The organism is Nonomuraea sp. NPDC052634 (genome assembly GCF_040678535.1).
GTDB lineage: Bacteria > Actinomycetota > Actinomycetes > Streptosporangiales > Streptosporangiaceae > Nonomuraea > Nonomuraea fastidiosa.
Genome location: NZ_JBFATY010000021.1, coordinates 20,078 through 37,070, shown reverse-complemented (window position 1 = coordinate 37,070; position 16,993 = coordinate 20,078). Strand labels below are relative to the sequence as shown.

General features: G+C 73.1%; 24 protein-coding genes. 10 read left to right on the top strand and 14 right to left on the bottom strand.

Annotation, left to right across the window (positions count from 1 at the left end; translation table 11 throughout):
- Positions 1-116: 116 nt before the first annotated feature.
- The 4 genes from AB0K67_RS40025 to AB0K67_RS40010 are packed head-to-tail and all read right to left on the bottom strand — an operon-like array spanning position 117 to position 3,571.
- Positions 117-1,385: a phosphotransferase gene (locus AB0K67_RS40025; protein ID WP_364070736.1), complete on the bottom strand. Its 1,269-nt coding sequence runs from the start codon at positions 1,383-1,385 to the stop codon at positions 117-119.
- Positions 1,386-1,413: 28 nt separating this feature from the next.
- Positions 1,414-1,665 carry a hypothetical protein gene (locus tag AB0K67_RS40020; protein WP_364070734.1) on the bottom strand — a complete coding sequence of 84 codons (252 nt, stop codon included), beginning with the start codon at positions 1,663-1,665 and terminating at the stop codon, positions 1,414-1,416.
- A 56-nt stretch (positions 1,666-1,721) separates the two neighbouring features.
- Entirely contained in the window at positions 1,722-2,381 is a 660-nt protein-coding gene (locus AB0K67_RS40015; RefSeq protein WP_364070731.1) for a response regulator transcription factor, read from the bottom strand.
- Positions 2,378-3,571 (bottom strand): sensor histidine kinase, encoded by a 1,194-nt coding sequence (locus tag AB0K67_RS40010; protein WP_364070729.1) that lies wholly within the window; start codon positions 3,569-3,571, stop codon positions 2,378-2,380. Before AB0K67_RS40010 ends, AB0K67_RS40015 begins: the two co-directional genes overlap by 4 nt.
- Between AB0K67_RS40010 and AB0K67_RS40005 the strand changes: the two genes are divergently transcribed.
- The 3 genes from AB0K67_RS40005 to AB0K67_RS39995 are packed head-to-tail and all read left to right on the top strand — an operon-like array spanning position 3,570 to position 4,566.
- Positions 3,570-3,740 carry a hypothetical protein gene (locus tag AB0K67_RS40005; RefSeq protein ID WP_364070727.1) on the top strand — a complete coding sequence of 57 codons (171 nt, stop codon included), beginning with the start codon at positions 3,570-3,572 and terminating at the stop codon, positions 3,738-3,740. The two genes, AB0K67_RS40010 and AB0K67_RS40005, sit on opposite strands and share 2 nt — an antisense overlap.
- A gap of 50 nt (positions 3,741-3,790) precedes the next feature.
- Positions 3,791-4,171, top strand: coding sequence for a DUF6223 family protein (locus AB0K67_RS40000; protein ID WP_364070724.1), 381 nt, complete (start codon positions 3,791-3,793; stop codon positions 4,169-4,171).
- Between the two features lie 41 nt (positions 4,172-4,212).
- Positions 4,213-4,566 carry a DUF6223 family protein gene (locus AB0K67_RS39995; protein WP_364070722.1) on the top strand — a complete coding sequence of 118 codons (354 nt, stop codon included), beginning with the start codon at positions 4,213-4,215 and terminating at the stop codon, positions 4,564-4,566.
- 71 nt (positions 4,567-4,637) lie between these two features.
- On the opposite strand, the gene AB0K67_RS39990 is transcribed toward AB0K67_RS39995, so the two are convergent.
- Together AB0K67_RS39990 and AB0K67_RS39985 are read right to left on the bottom strand one after the other, a co-directional pair.
- A complete protein-coding gene (locus AB0K67_RS39990) occupies positions 4,638-5,222 on the bottom strand; it encodes a hypothetical protein (RefSeq protein ID WP_364070721.1) in 585 nt (194 codons plus the stop codon).
- Positions 5,219-5,563: a helix-turn-helix domain-containing protein gene (locus tag AB0K67_RS39985; RefSeq protein ID WP_364070719.1), complete on the bottom strand. Its 345-nt coding sequence runs from the start codon at positions 5,561-5,563 to the stop codon at positions 5,219-5,221. The genes AB0K67_RS39990 and AB0K67_RS39985 overlap by 4 nt, the downstream gene beginning before the upstream one ends.
- An 85-nt stretch (positions 5,564-5,648) precedes the next feature.
- Between AB0K67_RS39985 and AB0K67_RS39980 the strand changes: the two genes are divergently transcribed.
- Complete coding sequence (locus tag AB0K67_RS39980) at positions 5,649-6,833, top strand: MFS transporter (protein ID WP_364070717.1); 1,185 nt, start codon at positions 5,649-5,651, stop codon at positions 6,831-6,833.
- Positions 6,834-6,847: 14 nt separating this feature from the next.
- Positions 6,848-7,306: a hypothetical protein gene (locus AB0K67_RS39975; RefSeq protein WP_364070714.1), complete on the top strand. Its 459-nt coding sequence runs from the start codon at positions 6,848-6,850 to the stop codon at positions 7,304-7,306.
- A 185-nt stretch (positions 7,307-7,491) separates the two neighbouring features.
- Here AB0K67_RS39975 and AB0K67_RS39970 read toward each other — a convergent pair whose 3' ends face one another.
- Positions 7,492-8,577, bottom strand: a complete 1,086-nt coding sequence (locus AB0K67_RS39970; RefSeq protein WP_364070797.1) for a bifunctional NAD(P)H-dependent oxidoreductase/GNAT family N-acetyltransferase — start codon at positions 8,575-8,577, stop codon at positions 7,492-7,494.
- A 37-nt stretch (positions 8,578-8,614) separates the two neighbouring features.
- On the opposite strand from AB0K67_RS39970, the gene AB0K67_RS39965 reads away from it, so the two are divergent.
- On the top strand, positions 8,615-9,079 hold the full coding sequence (locus AB0K67_RS39965) for a MarR family transcriptional regulator (protein WP_364070712.1): 465 nt from the start codon (positions 8,615-8,617) through the stop codon (positions 9,077-9,079).
- Positions 9,080-9,084: 5 nt separating this feature from the next.
- Here AB0K67_RS39965 and AB0K67_RS39960 read toward each other — a convergent pair whose 3' ends face one another.
- Both AB0K67_RS39960 and AB0K67_RS39955 read right to left on the bottom strand, forming a co-directional pair.
- On the bottom strand, positions 9,085-9,789 hold the full coding sequence (locus AB0K67_RS39960; protein ID WP_364070710.1) for a YoaK family protein: 705 nt from the start codon (positions 9,787-9,789) through the stop codon (positions 9,085-9,087).
- A gap of 79 nt (positions 9,790-9,868) precedes the next feature.
- Positions 9,869-10,333: a hypothetical protein gene (locus AB0K67_RS39955; protein ID WP_364070707.1), complete on the bottom strand. Its 465-nt coding sequence runs from the start codon at positions 10,331-10,333 to the stop codon at positions 9,869-9,871.
- 141 nt (positions 10,334-10,474) lie between these two features.
- Between AB0K67_RS39955 and AB0K67_RS39950 the strand changes: the two genes are divergently transcribed.
- Positions 10,475-10,789, top strand: coding sequence for a hypothetical protein (locus AB0K67_RS39950; RefSeq protein WP_364070705.1), 315 nt, complete (start codon positions 10,475-10,477; stop codon positions 10,787-10,789).
- A 30-nt stretch (positions 10,790-10,819) separates the two neighbouring features.
- On the opposite strand, the gene AB0K67_RS39945 is transcribed toward AB0K67_RS39950, so the two are convergent.
- A complete protein-coding gene (locus AB0K67_RS39945) occupies positions 10,820-11,428 on the bottom strand; it encodes a helix-turn-helix domain-containing protein (RefSeq protein WP_364070703.1) in 609 nt (202 codons plus the stop codon).
- Positions 11,429-11,647: 219 nt separating this feature from the next.
- Here AB0K67_RS39945 and AB0K67_RS39940 point away from each other — a divergent pair, with 219 nt between their 5' ends.
- Both AB0K67_RS39940 and AB0K67_RS39935 read left to right on the top strand, forming a co-directional pair.
- Positions 11,648-11,872 carry a hypothetical protein gene (locus AB0K67_RS39940; RefSeq protein WP_364070701.1) on the top strand — a complete coding sequence of 75 codons (225 nt, stop codon included), beginning with the start codon at positions 11,648-11,650 and terminating at the stop codon, positions 11,870-11,872.
- An 11-nt stretch (positions 11,873-11,883) separates the two neighbouring features.
- Positions 11,884-12,840 (top strand): DJ-1/PfpI family protein, encoded by a 957-nt coding sequence (locus AB0K67_RS39935; protein WP_364070699.1) that lies wholly within the window; start codon positions 11,884-11,886, stop codon positions 12,838-12,840.
- A gap of 12 nt (positions 12,841-12,852) precedes the next feature.
- Here the strand turns inward: AB0K67_RS39935 and AB0K67_RS39930 are convergent, their stop codons facing one another.
- The 3 genes from AB0K67_RS39930 to AB0K67_RS39920 form a co-directional block, all read right to left on the bottom strand.
- Positions 12,853-13,410: a hypothetical protein gene (locus AB0K67_RS39930; protein WP_364070698.1), complete on the bottom strand. Its 558-nt coding sequence runs from the start codon at positions 13,408-13,410 to the stop codon at positions 12,853-12,855.
- 441 nt (positions 13,411-13,851) lie between these two features.
- Positions 13,852-14,139, bottom strand: coding sequence for a hypothetical protein (locus tag AB0K67_RS39925; RefSeq protein WP_364070695.1), 288 nt, complete (start codon positions 14,137-14,139; stop codon positions 13,852-13,854).
- A gap of 74 nt (positions 14,140-14,213) precedes the next feature.
- Positions 14,214-14,963 carry a hypothetical protein gene (locus AB0K67_RS39920; protein ID WP_364070693.1) on the bottom strand — a complete coding sequence of 250 codons (750 nt, stop codon included), beginning with the start codon at positions 14,961-14,963 and terminating at the stop codon, positions 14,214-14,216.
- Here AB0K67_RS39920 and AB0K67_RS39915 point away from each other — a divergent pair.
- Positions 14,956-15,462, top strand: a complete 507-nt coding sequence (locus AB0K67_RS39915) for a hypothetical protein (protein ID WP_364070690.1) — start codon at positions 14,956-14,958, stop codon at positions 15,460-15,462. The genes AB0K67_RS39920 and AB0K67_RS39915 overlap by 8 nt on opposite strands.
- Positions 15,463-15,484: 22 nt before the next feature.
- Here AB0K67_RS39915 and AB0K67_RS39910 read toward each other — a convergent pair whose 3' ends face one another.
- Positions 15,485-16,990 (bottom strand): MFS transporter, encoded by a 1,506-nt coding sequence (locus tag AB0K67_RS39910; protein ID WP_364070688.1) that lies wholly within the window; start codon positions 16,988-16,990, stop codon positions 15,485-15,487.
- Positions 16,991-16,993 lie beyond the last annotated feature (3 nt).

Here is a 16,993-nt window from a genome sequence, read left to right as displayed (position 1 = left end):
GACGCGTCACGTTCCGGCCTGAAGGACGCTTGACACCGCCGCGTTCCAGAGCCGCCTGCAGCCCCGCGTCTCAGAGACGGCCGGCGCCCCGTGCCCCGGGAACGCCTGAGCGCTGGTCAGGGGCTGAGGCGGTGGAACAGCTCGACGCGGATGCGGTGATATTCCAGGTCCTCCTCGTCGTGCCGCACGCCCGCCTGGACGGCCTTGTGGAAGTAGGCGTACTCCCTGCGGAGCTTGTGCCGTACGAGCTGGGCCGGCGACTCCTCATCCAGCGGCCGCGCCGTGCCGCCCGCCTCGTGGTAGGCGGCCACGAACTCCCTGCTCGGCCCGGCCACGTCGTCGCCCCACTCCAGAGCGGCGGCGCCCAGCTCCAGCTCGGGGGCGCCGACGAACGCCTCGTCCCAGTCCAGCACCGCCACGAGCCGGCCGTCCCTGGCCAGGGTGTTGCCGGTGTAGTAGTCGCCGTGCAGGGGGTGGCGGGTGGGGTGGCGGGCGCGGAAGCCGGCGAGCCAGCGGTCCAGGTCGGGGTCGCGCAGCTCGGCGGCGTCCCGGGGCGGGTCGCCGTACAGGCCGGACTCCTGGAAGGCGGGCACCGGGCGCGGGCCGGGACGTACGTCGGCCAGGGCTCTGTGCAGCCTGGCGAGCAGGCGGGCCCCGGCGTCGCGCTGGGCGGGGACGTCGGCGTCCGGCCATTCGCCCTCGACGTACGGCCGGCACGAGATCGGGCGGCCCGCCACGACGATGACCGTCGTCCCCTCGGAGGTCGGCAGCGGCGCGACGGCCTCGGGGAGCCCGGCGGCGGCGTGGCGGGCGATCGCGTGGCACCATTCCAGCTCGGCGGCGGCGCGCCCGGCCGGGCCGATGCGGATGACGTGCCCGTCGAGGCGGTAGGCCGCCGACTCCTCCCCGCCGTGCAGCCGCTCGCCATCGCCTGTGACGCCCCAGGTCCGCTCGACGGCCTCGCGGATCTCCCGGGTCAGGGGCGTCTTGACGTGGCTCGCCCGGTCGATCGGGTCGGTCGGAAAGATCGCGACCAGCAGAATACCGACCGCCCACGCCACCAGCAGCGCGATCCCGGCACGTGACTGACCGCCGCCGGCCGGCAACCTGGCACCGGCACGCCGCCGACCGGCGCCGGCCGGCGGCGCAGTACTGGTACGCGACCGGCCGGTTCCGGCCAGGAGTGCGGCCAGCGCGAGCGAATCCAGCCCCCAGGCCGCGCATCCCACGGTGAACGGCCACCCGCCAGAGCCGAGCACGTACTCGCTGACCGTCACGCTGACCGGATCCAGCTCCGGCTGCAGTCCGTGAAGCGTTAGAGCGGCGGCGAGAAAGGCGAGGGTGCCGACGGCGCTGAGCAGAGCCAGCGCCTGGGACCCGACCATCGGCGAGCCACCCGGGCGCGGGACCGGATCATCGGCGGGCCGACCGGACGTGGCGGGCGAAGCGCTGGTGGGCGGCCTGCCTGCTGACGCCGAAGGCGGCGCCGACGTCCGTCCACGACGCCTGCGCCGTGATGCAGGCCGCCGCGACGGCGCGCTGTGCGGCGTCGCGCGCGAGGGCTTCGGCCTGCGCCGCGGCCCGCATCGCCGCGATGGGGTCGTCGCGGATCAGCTCGTCCAAGGTGTCGCGCAACGTTCGAAGCGCTCGATCCAAGTCGCTCATGGTGTCAAGGATCCTTGACACACCATGCACGCCTGTCAAGGATCCTTGACAGGTGCTTACGGGCTGACCAGGCCGGTCTGGTAGGCGATCACGACGAGCTGCGCGCGATCGCGGGCGCCCAGCTTGGTCATCGCCCGGCTGACGTGCGTACGCGCGGTGGCCGGGCTGAGGAACAGCCGGGCGCCGATCTCCTGGTTGCTCAGCCCCTCCCCCACCAGCGCCAGCACCTCGCGCTCGCGCTCGGTCAGCACCGCCAGCCGGTCCTCGGCGGCCTTGGCGGCGGCCCGGCTCGCGGCGAAGTGGCCGATGAGGCGGCGCGTGATGCGCGGCGCGAGCAGCGCCTCCCCCGCGGCGATCACCCGGATGGCGTGCAGCAGCTCGGCCGGTCCGGCGTCCTTGAGCAGGAAGCCGCTGGCCCCGGCCTGCAGGGCGTCGAAGACGTACTCGTCGGTGTCGTACGTGGTGAGGATGAGCACGCGGACCTCTTCCAGCCCGCGCGTCCCGGCGATCTCGGCGGTGGCCTGGATGCCGTCCACCTTGGGCATGCGGATGTCCATGAGCACGACGTCGGGACGGGTGGCGCGGGCACGTTCGACGGCCTCCGCACCGGTGGTGGCCTCCCCCACCACCGTGATGTCGTCCTCGAGGTCGAGCAGGACCTTGAACCCGGACCGTACGAGGCCCTCGTCGTCGGCGATCAGCACCTTGATGGTCACAGGCGCGCTCCCGTCGGCGCGAGCGGCAGCCGTGCTCTGACCTCGAACCCGCCGCCCGGCCTCGGACCGGCGTCGAACTCCCCGCCGAGCAGCAGGCAGCGCTCGCGCATGCCGATGATCCCGCGACCGGGCTCGGAGTACGCCTCCTGGACGGGAGCCTCACGGCGGCCCTCGTCGGTCACGCGGATCTCCAACGCGTCCGGCCCGGAACGCAGCGCCACCGTCACCCGGGTGGGGCCGACGTGGCGGACCACGTTCGTGATCGACTCCTGGACGATCCGGTACGCGGCGCCGCCGACCGCGCTGGGCAGCGGCGCGACCGGCGGGTCCTCCTCGATCGTGATGTCCAGCCCGGCGTCACGGGCCTTGGCCGCCAGCTCGCCGATCTGGTCAAGCCCCGGGTACGGCACCCGCCCCTCCTCGTCGTCGCCGCGCAGCACGCCGAGGATGGCCCGCATCTCGTGCAGCGCGCGGGAGCTGGTCTGTTCGATGGTGCGCAGCGCCTCGCGCGCCACGTCGGGCCGCTTGTCGAGGACGTGCGCGGTCACCCCTGACTGGACGTTGATGATGGCTATGGCGTGCGCGACGGTGTCGTGGACCTCGCGGGCGATCCGCAGCCGTTCGGCGTCGACGCGCGCCCTGGCCTCCTCTTCGCGGGTGCGTTCGGCCAGCTCGGCGCGGCGCTGGGCCTCGGCGGCGATGACCTGCCTGGTCCGTACGGACTCGCCGAGCGCGACGCTCATCACCGACGCGCCGATCCTGAAGTACACCCAGCCGATCGCCGCGCGCGGCTCGATGTCGGCCGCGGCGACCAGCCAGCAGGCGGAGAGCACGGCCATGCCTCCACCGGCGATCAGCAGCGAGCGGCGTCCGTCGCCGTAAGCGGCGACCGTGTAGAGGGCGATGAAGAGCCCGAGCCAGCCGGACCCGTCGGGGTAGCCGAGGACGTAGTACGCCGCACTGGCGAGCGCGGCCACGGCGAACACCGGCACCGGCCAGCGGCGGCGCACGGCGACGGCCAGGCCGCTCACGATGAGCAGGGCGTACGCGAGGCCGTCGAGCGGGCGCTGCACGACCTCGCCGGCGTTGCGCACGATCGTGCCCTGGACCTGCATGACGGCGATGAAGAGCGCGAGCAACGCGTCCTGCACCGCAACCGGCAGGCGCAGCGACGGCACGCGGTGTTCCATGCCGAGATCCTACGATCGCCGCAGGCAGGACCGCCTCAGCCCGCAGTCCCGGCCCGTCTACGTCGGCGGGCGTACCGAGGGAGCGGATGTGTACGCGCGATTGCGTACCGGCCGCCGTCCGCTGCCCGAGGCGGCGGCCCCCTCATCGGCGCGACGCTCGATCACGTGAAGCCCGCAGAACGCTCGCGGGCACCCGCCACCCGACCGAAAGGACGTCCGATGTCCCTCCTGCTCGCACTCGCATCGCCGGTCTGTACGTCGCCCGCGGAATGCGCGGGCCAGGGGATCGACACCTTCATCGGCACTCCCGCGCGCGTCTGGGCGAGCGTGGCCGCCCTGGTGGCGCTGGCCGGCGCGATCACCGGCTGGCTGGCACTGCGCTCCGCCCGCCGTCCCGGCACCGGTGGCAGAAGGCTGTCCGTCGCGGCCCTGACGCTGGGGCTGATCGGCGGGGTCAACGGCGCGGTGAAGCTGGCCGTCGCCGATGGCGGTCTCGGCACCGGTAACGGCGTTTTCGGGGCGGCCGTGGCCCTCGCGCTCGGCCTGGCCGGCGCCTTCCTCGGCGGCCTGGCTCGGAACCGGGCCGCCGCGTCGAGCTGAGCGGCTGATCACAACGAACCCGATCGACCGAAAGGATCACCATGTTCATTTCGCACGCGCTGAGCGCAGCCGCCGCGCAGGTTCTGGCCCAGCCTGTCGGTGCGTACGACCTGACCACCGGTCGCCTCTGGTCGGTGGTGGGCGGGGTGCTGGGCGTTGCCGGCATCGTCATCGGGGGCCTGGCCCTCGTCCGTTCCACGAGGAGGGGTGCCATCGTCGCCCTGGCCGCGGGGCTGGGTGCCGCGGTCATCGGCGGGCTGGTCGTGGCCGCCGCCGAGGGCGGTCCCGGCACCGGGTACGGCATCGTCGGCGGCTTCGTGGACCTGGTGGTCGGCCCGATCGCCATGCTTCTCGGCGGTCTCGCGCTGGCCCGGTCGCGCCGCCGCGCCTCCTGAACTCGTGCCGTCGGGTTCGGCCCGATCCCGCCGCCGCGCCTCCTGAACTCGCGCCGGCGCGTCCTCTGAGCTCAACCCGCCGGGATCGGTGCGGTGACCAGCGCGGCCGACCAGAAGTACACCTTGGGCTCCCCGAGCCCCGAGGCGGTGAGCCATTGCGCGGCCCTGCGCGCCTGCTGCTCGTCGAGGATCAGCCCGCCGGAGCCGGGCCGGATGCGGGTGGCTCGGGCGACGTCGGTGACGAGGCCGCCGATGCAGGTCCAGGAGTGCCAGATCCCGCCGCCGTAGCCGACCGGCTCGAACCCCAGCCGCCGCTCGCCGGGGCCGGGGAACGGCTCGCGCCGCTCCAGCCGTTCCGGGAGGGTGTCGCCCGCCGCCTTCGCGCCGTCGGCCATGTCGGCCAGCAGCTCGGGCAGGTCGGCGGCGGCGAACCCGACCCCGAGCACGTGCCATCCGGGACCCGCCCGCCGCCTGGCGCTCTCGGCCTCCTCCGGGTCGGCGAACCAGTGGTCCCAGCCTGCGGAGTCCGAGGCCACCAGCTCCACCATGCAGTCGCTCAGCGACACCAGCCGGGGCACGGTGAGCCCGGCATCCCACCAGTCCTGCCGCTCCGCGCGGGCGGCGACCCGGTAGCCGGCGCGGACGTACCCGGTCACCAGGTCGCGAGGATGGCGCGGCCCTGCGGAACGGCGATGTCGAGCAGGCCGGGGAAGCGGGCGTCGAGGTCGTCGCGGCGCAGGCTGTTGAGCCTGCGGGTGCCCTCGTCCCGCTGCCGGATCACGCCGGCCTCGCGCAGCACCTTGAAGTGGCCGCTCTGGGTGGACTTGCTGACCGGCAGCGCGAACGTCGTACACGCCAGCTCTCCGTCGGGCCACACGTCGGCGAGCCGGGCGACGATGGCCAGCCGCACCGGGTCGCTCAGGGCGGCGAGCACGGTGGTGAACTCCAGGTCGGCGCGGTCGGGGTGGACGAGTGCGGTGGCGGTCCTGCTGGCCATGGGTCCAGCCTACCAACCATGTTCAGGATTCATGAACATGTGTTATGTTCGGCGAACCCGAACATAACCTGTCACTGGAGGACCCATGTCCGTGGATCGCCGTGCCCGCTGGAAGTTCTGGGGCACCGCGTACGCGATGCTGGTCCTGCTGACCGGCACGAATCTGCCCACGCCGCTGTATCGCGGCTATGAGGAGCGCTTCGGCTTCTCGCCGCTGGTGGTGACGCTGATCTTCGCCGTGTACGCCGCCGTGCTGATCCCGTCCCTGCTGGTGGCCGGGCCGCTGGCGGACACCGTGGGCCGCCGCACGGTGCTCCTGCCGGCGGTGGGCGTGGCGGCGCTGGGGTCGCTGGCGTTCGCGCTGGCCGAGAGCACCGCGTGGCTGTTCGCCGCCCGCGTTTTGCAGGGCATCGCGCTCGGCACGGCGTCGGGGGCGCTGACCGCCGTGCTCGCCGAGCTCGAACCCACCGGCGACCGCCGCAGGGCCGCGCTGGTGTCCACCGTGGCCGCCGCAGCCGGGCTCGGGCTCGGGCCCGTGCTGGCGGGGCTGCTGGCCGAGTACGCCCCGGCCCCGCACGTCCTGCCGTACGTGCTGGAGATCGCGCTGCTGGTCCCCGCGGCGGCCGTGATCCTGGCGCTGCCCAAGGCGGAGGCGACGAGCCGCTGGCGGCCCCGCCGCCCGGAGGTGCCCGCCGAGGTCCGGCCGGTGTTCGCGACCAGCGGGACGGCGGCCTTCCTCGCCTTCGCCGTGGTCGGCCTCTTCCTCTCGCTCGTCCCCGCGTACGTCGCGACGCTCTCGGGCAGCCGCAACCTGTTCCTGAGCGGCGCGGCCGTCGCGCTGATGCTGCTGTGCTCCGCGCTCGCCCAGCTCGCCGGGTACGGCAGGCCGGCCCGGCGCCTGGAGCGGGCCGGACTTCCGCTCCTGGCCGCCGGGCTCGTCCTGCTGGCGCTGGCCGGGGCCGTCTCGTCGCCGCCCCTGCTGCTGGCCGCCACCGTGGTCGGCGGCGTCGGGCAGGGCCTGGTGTTCCTCGGCGGCCTCACCGCCGTCAGCCAGGCCGCCCCGCGCGACCGGCACGCCGAGGTGCTGTCCGGCTTCTACGTGGTCGTCTACCTCGGTGTCGGGCTGCCGGTGATCGGCGTCGGCCTGCTCGCCACGGTCACCGGCCTGCTCGCGGCCGTGCAGTGGTTCGCCGCCGCCGTCGCCCTGCTCTGCCTGGTGCTGCCGGCCGCGCTGGCCCGCGTACAGCGCCGCCGCCCGATCCCCGCCTGACTCGAAGGAACGCCATGGACACCACAGCACTGGAAGCCGCCTACACCGACCTGATCGCCGCCGCGCGGGCGATCGGCGAGCCGACACCCGAGGCCGACTGGACGCTGAGCCACATAGCGCTGAGCGACCGCATGCTCGCCACCGCCGCCCGCCGGCTGCACGCGAACCTGCCCGTCACGATCGACAACCGCCCCGCCATGGACGCGAACGCGATCGCCGCGCTCATCGCCTCCACCACGCACGCCGAGCGCATCGACCTCGTCCGCCGCCACGGAGCCGACCTCGTGGCCGCGATCGGCGAACTGCCGGAAGCCGCCGCCACCGTTGCCGTGCGCCTGCGCCTGGTCACGCGGGGCGGCGAGCCGGTGCCGGACCAGGACCTGACCTGGGGCGACCTGGTACGGCTCCGGGCGCGCGATCACCTTCCCGGGCACGCCGCCCGGCTCAGCGGAAGCAGCACGAGGTCCTGCTGATCGAGGCGCCGGCACCTCTTCTGGCCTTCTCCACGCAGGCTGAAACACGTCATTCGTAGCCCCCTCTGCCGTGATTCGTCGGTTGTGGCGATGAACGCAAGGAACGTTACGGATGACCGGTATGTTTTCGGTATGTTCTGCAGCCACTCCGGGCCGGCAGCCTCGAACATCGGTGTCGCGGCAGGTCAGCTCGCCATCGCCGGCTCGTCACCGGCATACGCGGAAACGGCTTTGGCCAGGACCGTCGAAAGACCGTCCGACGACTCCACCCGGTAGCCCTGGGCCTGGTAGAGGCGGAGGTTGCGGGCGCTGCGCGCGCCGGTGGACAGCACGATGCGGCGGCAGCCCGGCTCGGCGGCGGACTCGGCCTCGTGCAGGAGGTGGCGTCCTGCGCCCTGGCCGCGCAGGTCGGGGACGACGGCGAGGCGGCCCACGTGCCAGTCGTCGCCGACGCGGCGCGTCCGCACCATGCCGAGCAGCCGGCCGTCCCGCCACAGGCCGAGCGCCTGCCAGGCCGCCAGCCAGGCGCGTACGTCCTCCAGCGACTCCCCCAGGGCCGTGATGTCCAGGGTGTCGTTGGCCAGCGCCTCATCCACCCAGCAGCAGCGCTGCAACACCAGGACGTCCGGGGCGTCGTCCGGGGTCAGCGGCCTGACGTACGCGCCGGGCAGCGGCGCGGGCACGGCATCGGGGCGCAGGCGCTCGCGCATCGGCCGCAGGGCGTGGGCCAGGCGGACCAGCTCGTCCAGCATCCCGGCGGCGGCCCGATCGCGGGCGGGGTCCGGGCGCAGGCTCCCGCCCTCGACGGCGTCCCCGATGCGCAGGGCGACCGTCGCGCCCAGCGGCACCAGCCGCAGCGTGGTGACGACCTGCTTGGCGTGCTGGACCGACCGGGTGCCGGCCGAGGTGTTGCCGTAGCTGACGAAGCCCATCGGCTTCCACGCCCACTCCCTGCTCAGGTAGTCGAGGGCGTTCTTGAACGCGGCCGGCATGCCGTAGTTGTACTCGGGGGTGACCGCGATGAAGCCGTCGGCGGCGTCCACCATGGCGCTCCACCGCCGGGTGTGCTCGTTGCGGTAGCGGCCGCCGGCGGGCGGCTCCTCTTCGTCGAGGAACGGCAGGTCAAGGTCGCTCAGGGCGACGGGTACGAGCTCGGCGCCGAGCTGCGCCGCCCGTTCGGCGAGGGCGCCGGTCAGCCACCGGGTCACGACCGGGCCAAGTGCGCCGGGACGGGTGCTGCACGTGATCACGAGAATCCGCAGGGAAGTCATTGACACGTAAACGAACGCTAGCTGCTATCTTGTTTACATGTCAACGAAACGGTCCGGCGAGACGGTGCGCTGGCTCGACACCGACGAGGAGCGCGCCTGGCGCGCCCTGCGCCGCATGATGATCGCGATCCAGTCACGCACCGCGGCGGACCTGGCCGCGATCGGCCTGTCCGACCCCGACTACGAGGTGCTCAGCACACTGTCGGAACGGCCGGGCCACTCCGCGACGCTGCGCGATCAGGCCGCCAAGATGGGCTGGTCGCGCAGCCGCCTCTCACGGCACGCCACCCGCATGGAGGAGCGCGGCCTGGTACGCCGCGAGCCCGATCCCGACGACGGCCGCGGCTGCTTTCTCGTGCTCACCGAGCACGGCCTGCGCACGCTCGAGGACGCCGCCCCCGCCCACCTGGAGTCGGTGCGCCGCCACGTGATCGACCGGCTCTCCCGCGAGGACCTGGCCGCGCTGGAGGCCATCGCCCGCAAGCTGGAAGAACCCGCCTGAAGCCGCTACCGCTGCACCGGGCGCGGCATGAGGTCGCGGGCCACGTACGCGATGAGGGCGAGCAGGACGAAGTCCGCCGCCAGCGGCGCGGCCATGCCGGCGGCCAGGTAGAGCCCGGTGCCCACGAGCGCGCCGGCGAACAGGGCGGCGACCGCGCACGCCCGGCGCCGCCACGCGTGCTCGGCCTTCTCCGACACCAGCCGGGTGACGATGCTCGTGACGACCGTGATGTTGACCAGGTCGGGCACCGCCATGCGGAGCGCGACGGCGTTCTGCATGCCCATGCCGTAGCCGAGCAGCACGATCAGCGCCGCCTGCGGGCCGGGGCCCCGCTCACCTGTCAGCAGGACCACGGCCAGCGCCGCCGCTACCAGGATCGCGTGCGTGGCCGTGAGGTGGAACAACCGGCGCCGGGGTTCTGCGATCTTTCTGGCCACGCGGCCCTCGCTCCACGCCCCGGCGGCGAAGGCCGCCAGGGCCAGCAGGTGCGCCCAGAGCTGGTGCCGGGGCGAGCCGGAGATCGCGAAGCCGGAGAAGACGACGTTGCCGGTCATGTTGGCGACGAAGACGTGGTTCAGGCCGAGGAAGGTGACGGCGTCGACGAGGCCGGAGGAGACCATCAGCATGACGAGCAGCGCCGGCAGGGGGCCGTGCTTGTTCGTGCCATGCGGGAACAGCGCATCGGAGAACCAGTGCGCCGGCCTGTTCACGGTCGACCTCCCAGACGTTTCACCCGATGCCGACTACTCGTACCCGGACGGGCGGGCATTCATCCGGAAACGTCAGGTCTTAAGGGGCCTCGCCCAGCTGCTCGGCGAGCCGTTCCAGACCGCCCCTGATGAGACGGCCATAGTCGTCGTCGGCGAGTACGCCGATCTCCTCCCGCGCCCGCCGCAGGTGCTCGCGGGCACTGCCGAGATCGCCCAGCTTGCGGTAGCACTCGGCCAGGTTGAGGTGCAGCGACGGATACAGGCCCGCCACCGAGAGCGGCACGCCCGCCTCGGCCACCCGCTCATCGGTGATCCGATCGGCCGCCGCCAGCGCCCGCAGGTCCCAGGTCAGCTCTTCGCGTACATCGTCCTGCACGTCGGCCATGGAGTGGGCGAGCACGCACACGTGCAGCGGGTCGCCCCGCTCGCCGCCGATGTCATCCCAGATGCGGGCGAACAGCTCGCGGGCGGCCTCCCGCTGCCCGCGCTGGTGGTGCAGCTCCACACCCTCGCCGATGCGTGCCATCGTCGGGTCGGGGTACATCGGCGGCTCCCTCGCCTCGGCTCCCGGTGCACCCGTACTCAACAGTGAGATCCGGCTTGACGCAACCGGGCTTCCTACAATGGGACGTGTCAGGCAGCATCCTCCGGTTGGAGCACGTACGGGGTGACGAGGAGGTGTCTGATGAACGCTTCCGTTCTCAACGCCGCTCTCAACACCGCCGATGCCGGCGAGACCTTGCCGGAAGAACGCTCGCGGCCCGAGCCGTCGCCGGGCCCGCAGGTGGTGGCGCTGCTGTCTCCCACGCCGGTTCCCGGGACGCCGCCCGGCTCGTTCCTGCCGGGCGTCCAGGCCACCGGTGCGCAGAGCCGTGACGGGCGCGTCGTGGCGATCACACGGCTGGCGAACGCGGCGCCGGGCAGGCCGGACGGTGAGGTCGACACCCGTCCGCTGCGTCCCATCTGGGAGCCGGACGACACCGAGTGGCCGGAGCCATGAGACCGGCCCGATGAGCGGGAGGGCGTCGCGTCAGCCGCCCGCCGCGGCGGCGTCGCCGGTGGCGGTGTAGACCTCCAGCAGCCGTTCGACCCCGTGCAGGAACGTCTCGCTGACCAGCTCGGGGTCGAACAGGCAGCCGGCCGCCATCGCGCCGTCGCGCAGCATCACGTAGTGGCGCGCGGCGGGCTCGGCACCGTCGTGGCGGATCTGAGCGAGCAGGTCCGTGATCGTGTCGAGGAACCACTGGCGGTGGGCGATCACGGCCTTGCGCACCGGCGACTCGGGGTCGGGATATTCGGCGGCGGCGTTGAGGAAAGCGCAGCCGCGGAAGCCCTGCGACTGGATGCCCTCGGCGATGGAACGGCTGATGGCCAGGATCGCCTCGGCGGGCGGCAGCCCGGCCGCCTGGGCCTCCTCGGCCGGGGCCCGCATGGCCTTGTCGACCCCGCTCAGGTAGGCGAGGACCAGCTCCTCCTTGCCGGGGAAGTGCCGGTAGAGGGTGGCACGGGTGACCTGCGCCTCGTTGACGATGCGATCGATGCCGACGGCGTGGATGCCCTCCCCGTAGAAGAGCCGGGTGGCCGTTTCGAGGAGCCGGGACCGCGCTTCGGACGGCCGGCCTTCGGTGTCGGTACGCATGCTGCCATCCTAGTGGATCGACCGTTCTGTCTTGGCGGCCGATTTCCGCTGGCGGCCGGGCGATCCTCATGGTTGAGTGATCGCGTGACCACCTTAGGTAGACGGGCGCGCCCGCTGATCCCGGCCGCCACCCTCCTGCTGGCGGCCGCGTGCGCCGGCGACGAGCCTCACACGCTCACCCTCGACCTCCAAGGCGAAGGAACGTACTCTCTCACATACGTGATCAACGGCAAGTCCACGACCGAACCCCAGGTGACGCTCCCCTGGCGCAAGGACATCACGCTCGACGCGCCCGGCAAGGACACCTGGCGCCTGACCGTCAAGCGCCTGACCGACGGCTCCATGACAGCGGTTGCCTATGTCGACGGCCGCGCGACCTCGATGAGTTCGAGCGCCGGTTCGGGCGGCGGCGGCAGCAGCGAGCTCAGCGGCTCCATCGGCTGACGGCCTCCCCCATGAGCGATGTCGTCTTCGCCGTGTCGGACGGCGTGCTGCTGCTCGATGTCGCCGGGCCCGTCCAGGTGTTCGGCAGCGCCGGGGGCTACCGGGTGCGGCTGGCCTCGGTGGACGGACGGCCCGTCCGCACCGACGTCGGCATCTCGCTCAGCGTCGACCTCGCGCTCGGCGCGCTGGACGGCGACGTGGACACCCTGGTCGTGCCGGGATACCCCCGGGACGAGTTCGCCCGCGTGCCGCCCGAGCTGGTGGACGCCGTACGACGGGTGGCGGCCCGCGCGCGGCGGGTGGTCTCCGTGTGCACAGGAGCGTTCGTCCTCGCGCGGGCGGGGCTGCTCGACGGGCGGCGGGCCACGACCCACTGGCTGGCCTGCGCGGCGCTGGCGGAGGCGTTTCCCCAGGTACGCGTGGAACCCGACGCCATCTACGTACGGGACGGCCCGATCGTCACGTCCGCCGGGGTGACCGCCGGGATCGACGTCGCGCTCGCGCTCGTCGGCGAGGACCGGGGCGAGGACCGGGCGCGCGCGGTCGCGAAGTACCTGGTCGTGTTCCTGCAGCGGCCCGGCGGCCAGTCGCAGTTCCGCGCCCGCGACGCCATGGCCGGTCCGCGCAGCGCGACCCTGCGCCGCGCGCTGGACCTCGTGGCCGCTGATCCGGCCGGTGACCACCGCCTCCCGACGATGGCGGCCAAGCTCGCGGTGAGCGAGCGCCAGCTGAGCCGGCTGTTCCGGCGCGAGCTCGCGATGACGTGCGGCCAGTTCGTCGAACGCGTCCGGGTCGAGGCCGCACAGGCACTCCTGGAGTCCGGCGACGACCCGGTGCCCGCCGTCGCGCGGTCCTGCGGGTTCGGCTCGGATGAGACGATGCGGCGGGCGTTCCTGCGCGTTCTCGGCGTCTCGCCGTCCGCCTACCGGCACCGCTTCCGGCTCGCCGGCCGGCGGAACGCGCCCTGACCGGTCCCCGGCTCAGCCCGCGAACGCGAGGACGATGGCTCCGAGGCCCAGGGGCACGTCCAGGAACATGCAGGCTTCGGCCAGCGACGGGGCGACGACCAGCCTGCGGCGAAGGTGGATCGCGTCCCAGACCGCGTGGCTCGCGAGCGCGAGCCCGGCCACGACCAAGCCCACCCGAGGTGTGACGAGAACGGAGATCGCGACGGCGCAGCCGAACCCGGCCACGGCGAAGGCCTGGGCGAGCAGCGCCGATCGCGGCGCCCGCAGGGCGAGGCCGACGATGACGAGGACGGCGGACGTACCGCCGAGGCCGGCCCACCAGGCGATCCCGATCAGCTCGCCGATGACGACGACCAGGCTCGCGCCGAGGACGGCCGGCCACACGGTCCACGGCCTGCCCAGCGCCGCTGCGGCGAGGTAGCACCCGACGGCGGCGGACAGCGTGATGGCCAGGCTTTCGCGGTCGCCGCCGGTCGCCAGGGAGAGGATCGCGACCGCCACTCCCAGCGCGGCGGGCCAGCGGCGGAGGACGAGGTGCCGGCGGTCGGCTGTCGACGTTGGGGCGCTCATGCCGGGGAGGCTATGAGCGCGGCTCGCGGCCGTGAAGGGGTTTGCCGGAGTCGTGGGATGCATGGCCGGATGCGTGGGAAGCCGAGGCCCACGGGGTCGCGCCGGCCGTCGTACCAGCGGGGCTTTGGTAGATCTTTCTCCGTCATTCGGGTCGGCCTGAGCAGCGGCAGTGCCTCTCCGGCTTGGGCTTCTCTCTCCGCAGCGCCGTCGATCGCGTCTTCCCGAGCGTGTGACCTGCAAGAACTTCATGTACGCTCGCTCCACCCACAGGCTTCCGGTTTATCCCCTTAAGCCGTTCATGATCCTCTTCATCATGGTCTGAATGGTTTCGTCCGGAATGGTCCCGGGAGGTCCCCCACTGCCATGACGCCAGACATCCAGAAGTCCTCTCAGAACGACGCGGAGATCACCGCTCGGCAGGCCCCCGATGGCCACGCGGGCTCACCGGGCGACCCGCATGACGGGCCGCGTACCGGCATGGACGGCTCCCAGGACGGTCAAGGGAGGTATCAGGGCTCTCACGGGAAGGGCCGGGACTCTCAGGAGTTCGGCCACGGTTTCCGGAACGAGCCGTCGTTCCCGTCCGGCCCGGACCGGGACGGCTTCGGCCACGGCGGCATCGGCCGGGACGGTGTCGGCCGGGACGGTGTCGGCCGAGACGGTGTCGGCCGAGACGGTGTCGGCCGGGACGGCACCGGCCAAGGCGGCCCGGACCGGCACGGATCTCATGACGGCGACTCCCGCCACGACGATGGCGGCCCGTCACCTGTGAAAACCCGTCCCGCGCCGGAGCCGACCCACGCTCAGGACGCGCCCACGCACGACGGCACCCCGCCCCACCACAGCGCTCCTCCGCACGAAACGGCACCGCCGCAGGAGACCACGCCGCCGCACGAGACCGCGTCGCCATCGCACCCCCCGACGGCCACGCCCACCGCGACGCCAGGCGAACCCACCGCCACCCCCACCGCGACATCGGGCGAACCCACCGCCACCCCCACCGCGACGCCAGGCGAACCCACCGCCACCCCTACCTCCGACACACCGACGTCCACCGAGACGCCGTCGGCCACCCCGACCCCCACCGTGTCGGAGTCGCCCGCCCCCACCGAGTCTCCCTCGGCCACCCCAACGACATCCGCATCGCCCTCGCCCACGGAAACCGCCACGGCATCCGCATCGCCATCCCCCACGGAGACCGCCACAGCGTCAGAGCCGCCGCCCGCGGAGTCGCAGGCACCCGCTGAGACCGAGTCCCCAGCCCCCGAGGAGACCGCGACGACGTCGGAGCCGTCAGAGGCCGCTTCCTCCAGCGACGAAGCGGAATCGTCCGCCAGCACTTCAGCAGCGGAGGAGGAGGAGGAGGACACCGCGAACTCGTCCTCGAAGTCGACGGTGACCTCAGCCGCGCCGGATGACGCCGCCGACGAGGAGGAGGCCGCCGCAACCACGCCGTCGGGCGCCGGCACCACGGCCACCACCGCCGCACCGACGCACATCAACACCGCGGCGTCCAGCCAGCAGCGGGACTTCTCCACCACGGCGATGGTCACCTCGGCCCTGCTGCTCGTGGCGGCCCTGCTGACCGTGTTCGCGGTGCTCGTGGCCAGGTCCCGCCGGGCCCGCCTCGCCGCCGTGGACCACGCGGAGCCCGTCGACCTCGTTCCCCCGGCTCCGGCTCCGGCCCCGAGCCCGAACCCGCTGCCCGTCAGGCCGCCCGTTCAGGAGGACAACCCGTTCACGCGGCAGCTCATCGAGGCCCTCGAGAACATGATCGAGCTCGAAGAGCGGGATGGCGCCAAGCCCGACGCGGAACAGCAGCGCCCCGAGGCTGACGCATCCGCGCAGGACCCCGACGCCGACCCTGAGGCGACCGCCGCCTGGACGCCGCCCTTCGCGCCCTCCGACCCGCCCGAGCCGCCGGGCTCCCTCTTCGAGCCCACGCCACCCGAGCCGGCCGACGATGTCCCCGGAGACGAGCCGCTCGATGAGGAACCGGCCTCCGACGAGGACGACGCCCGTCCAGGAGACACCGGCGACTCGACCCCGTAGCAGGCGGCCGGACGCACGACGGCTACTGAGCCGGCGGGTTCGGGTTCTCCTGCTGACGGTGTGCACGTGAGCCGCCGTTCCTGAGCCAGCGCAGGGCCAGGGCTCCGAGCACGACGTGCAGGACGGCGGCCGCGGCGGCGGCCGCGTGCAGGCCGGTGACGAACGCCGTCTTGGCCTCGGCGGCGAGCACCGGCGTGAGGTCCGGAAGCTGCAGGGTCTCGTCGAGGGTGGGGGCGAGGTCCGGCCCCTGCAGGCGGAAGACGAGGGCGGCGAGCGAGCCGAGGAGCGCGATGCCGAGCGCGTTGCCGATCTCGTTGCTGGTCTCCGCGATCGCCCCCGCCGAGCCGGCCCGCTCGACGGGTACGGCGTCCACGGCGGTGTCGGCGACGACGCTGAAGCAGATGCCGTAGCCGACGCCGGCGACGACCGTGGAGGCGACGTACCAGCCGATCCCTCCCGTGATGGCGGTGGGCAGCAGGAGCAGCAGGCCGGCCGCGATGGAGAAGTGGCAGGCGACGAGTGCGGCCCGCTTGCCGATGCGATCGACGACGTGGGGCGTGACGACGCAGGTCACGGTGAGCACGGCGGCGCCGGGGACGGCGAGCAGCGCCGCGTTCAGCACCGGCAGGCCGAGGACGGACTGGAGGTAGACGCCCGCCAGGTACGCGCTCGCCGACCAGGCCGCCAGCGGCACCAGACCGGTGACGATCGCCAGCGTGAAGACGCGGTCGCGGAAGAGCGAGAAGTCCATCAGGGGATGCGCGAGGTGCCGTTGCCTGCGGGCGAACCACGCCAGCAGTACCAGCCCCGCGGCACCGGCGACGGCCGCGCCGCCGGACGGGCCGTCAGCGGCCACGCGCTTTACGGCGTAGATCACAAGTAGCAGCCCGATCGCGGAGGTCACGACGCTCGGCACGTCGATCCGGCCCGGACTCGTCGCGCGCACCTCGCGCAGCAGGGCGGGCGCGAAGATCAGGAACAGGGCGGTGACGGGCAGGTTGATCAGGAACACCGAGCCCCACCAGAACCGCTCCAGCAGCACGCCGCCCGCGATCGGCCCGATGGCGAACCCGGCCGCGAACGCCGCGGCGAAGATGCCGATGGCCTGTGCCCGCCGCCGCGGGTCGGTGAACAACTCGCTCAGCACCGCCAGGGCCGACGGCAGCAGGGTCGCGCCCGCCACGCCCATCAGCGCGCGGGCCACGATCAGCAGTTCGGCGCTCGGCGCGAAGGCGGCCGCCGCCGAGCCGATGCCGAAGACCGTGGTGCCGATCATGAGGAGTTTGAGCCGGCCATACCGGTCGCCGAGGTTGCCGAACGCGATCAGCAGGGAGCCGACGGCGAAGCCGTAGACGTCGAGGATCCACAGGGCCTGGCCGGCGGTCGGCGTCAGGTCCTGGCTGATCCGGGGCATCGCCAGGAAGAGGATGGATCCGTCCATGGAGACCAGCAGGACGGGTCCGAGGATCACCGTGAGGCCGAGCCAGGCCCGCAGCCCCGGTGACGAGTGCACATGCTGTGTGGTCATGGC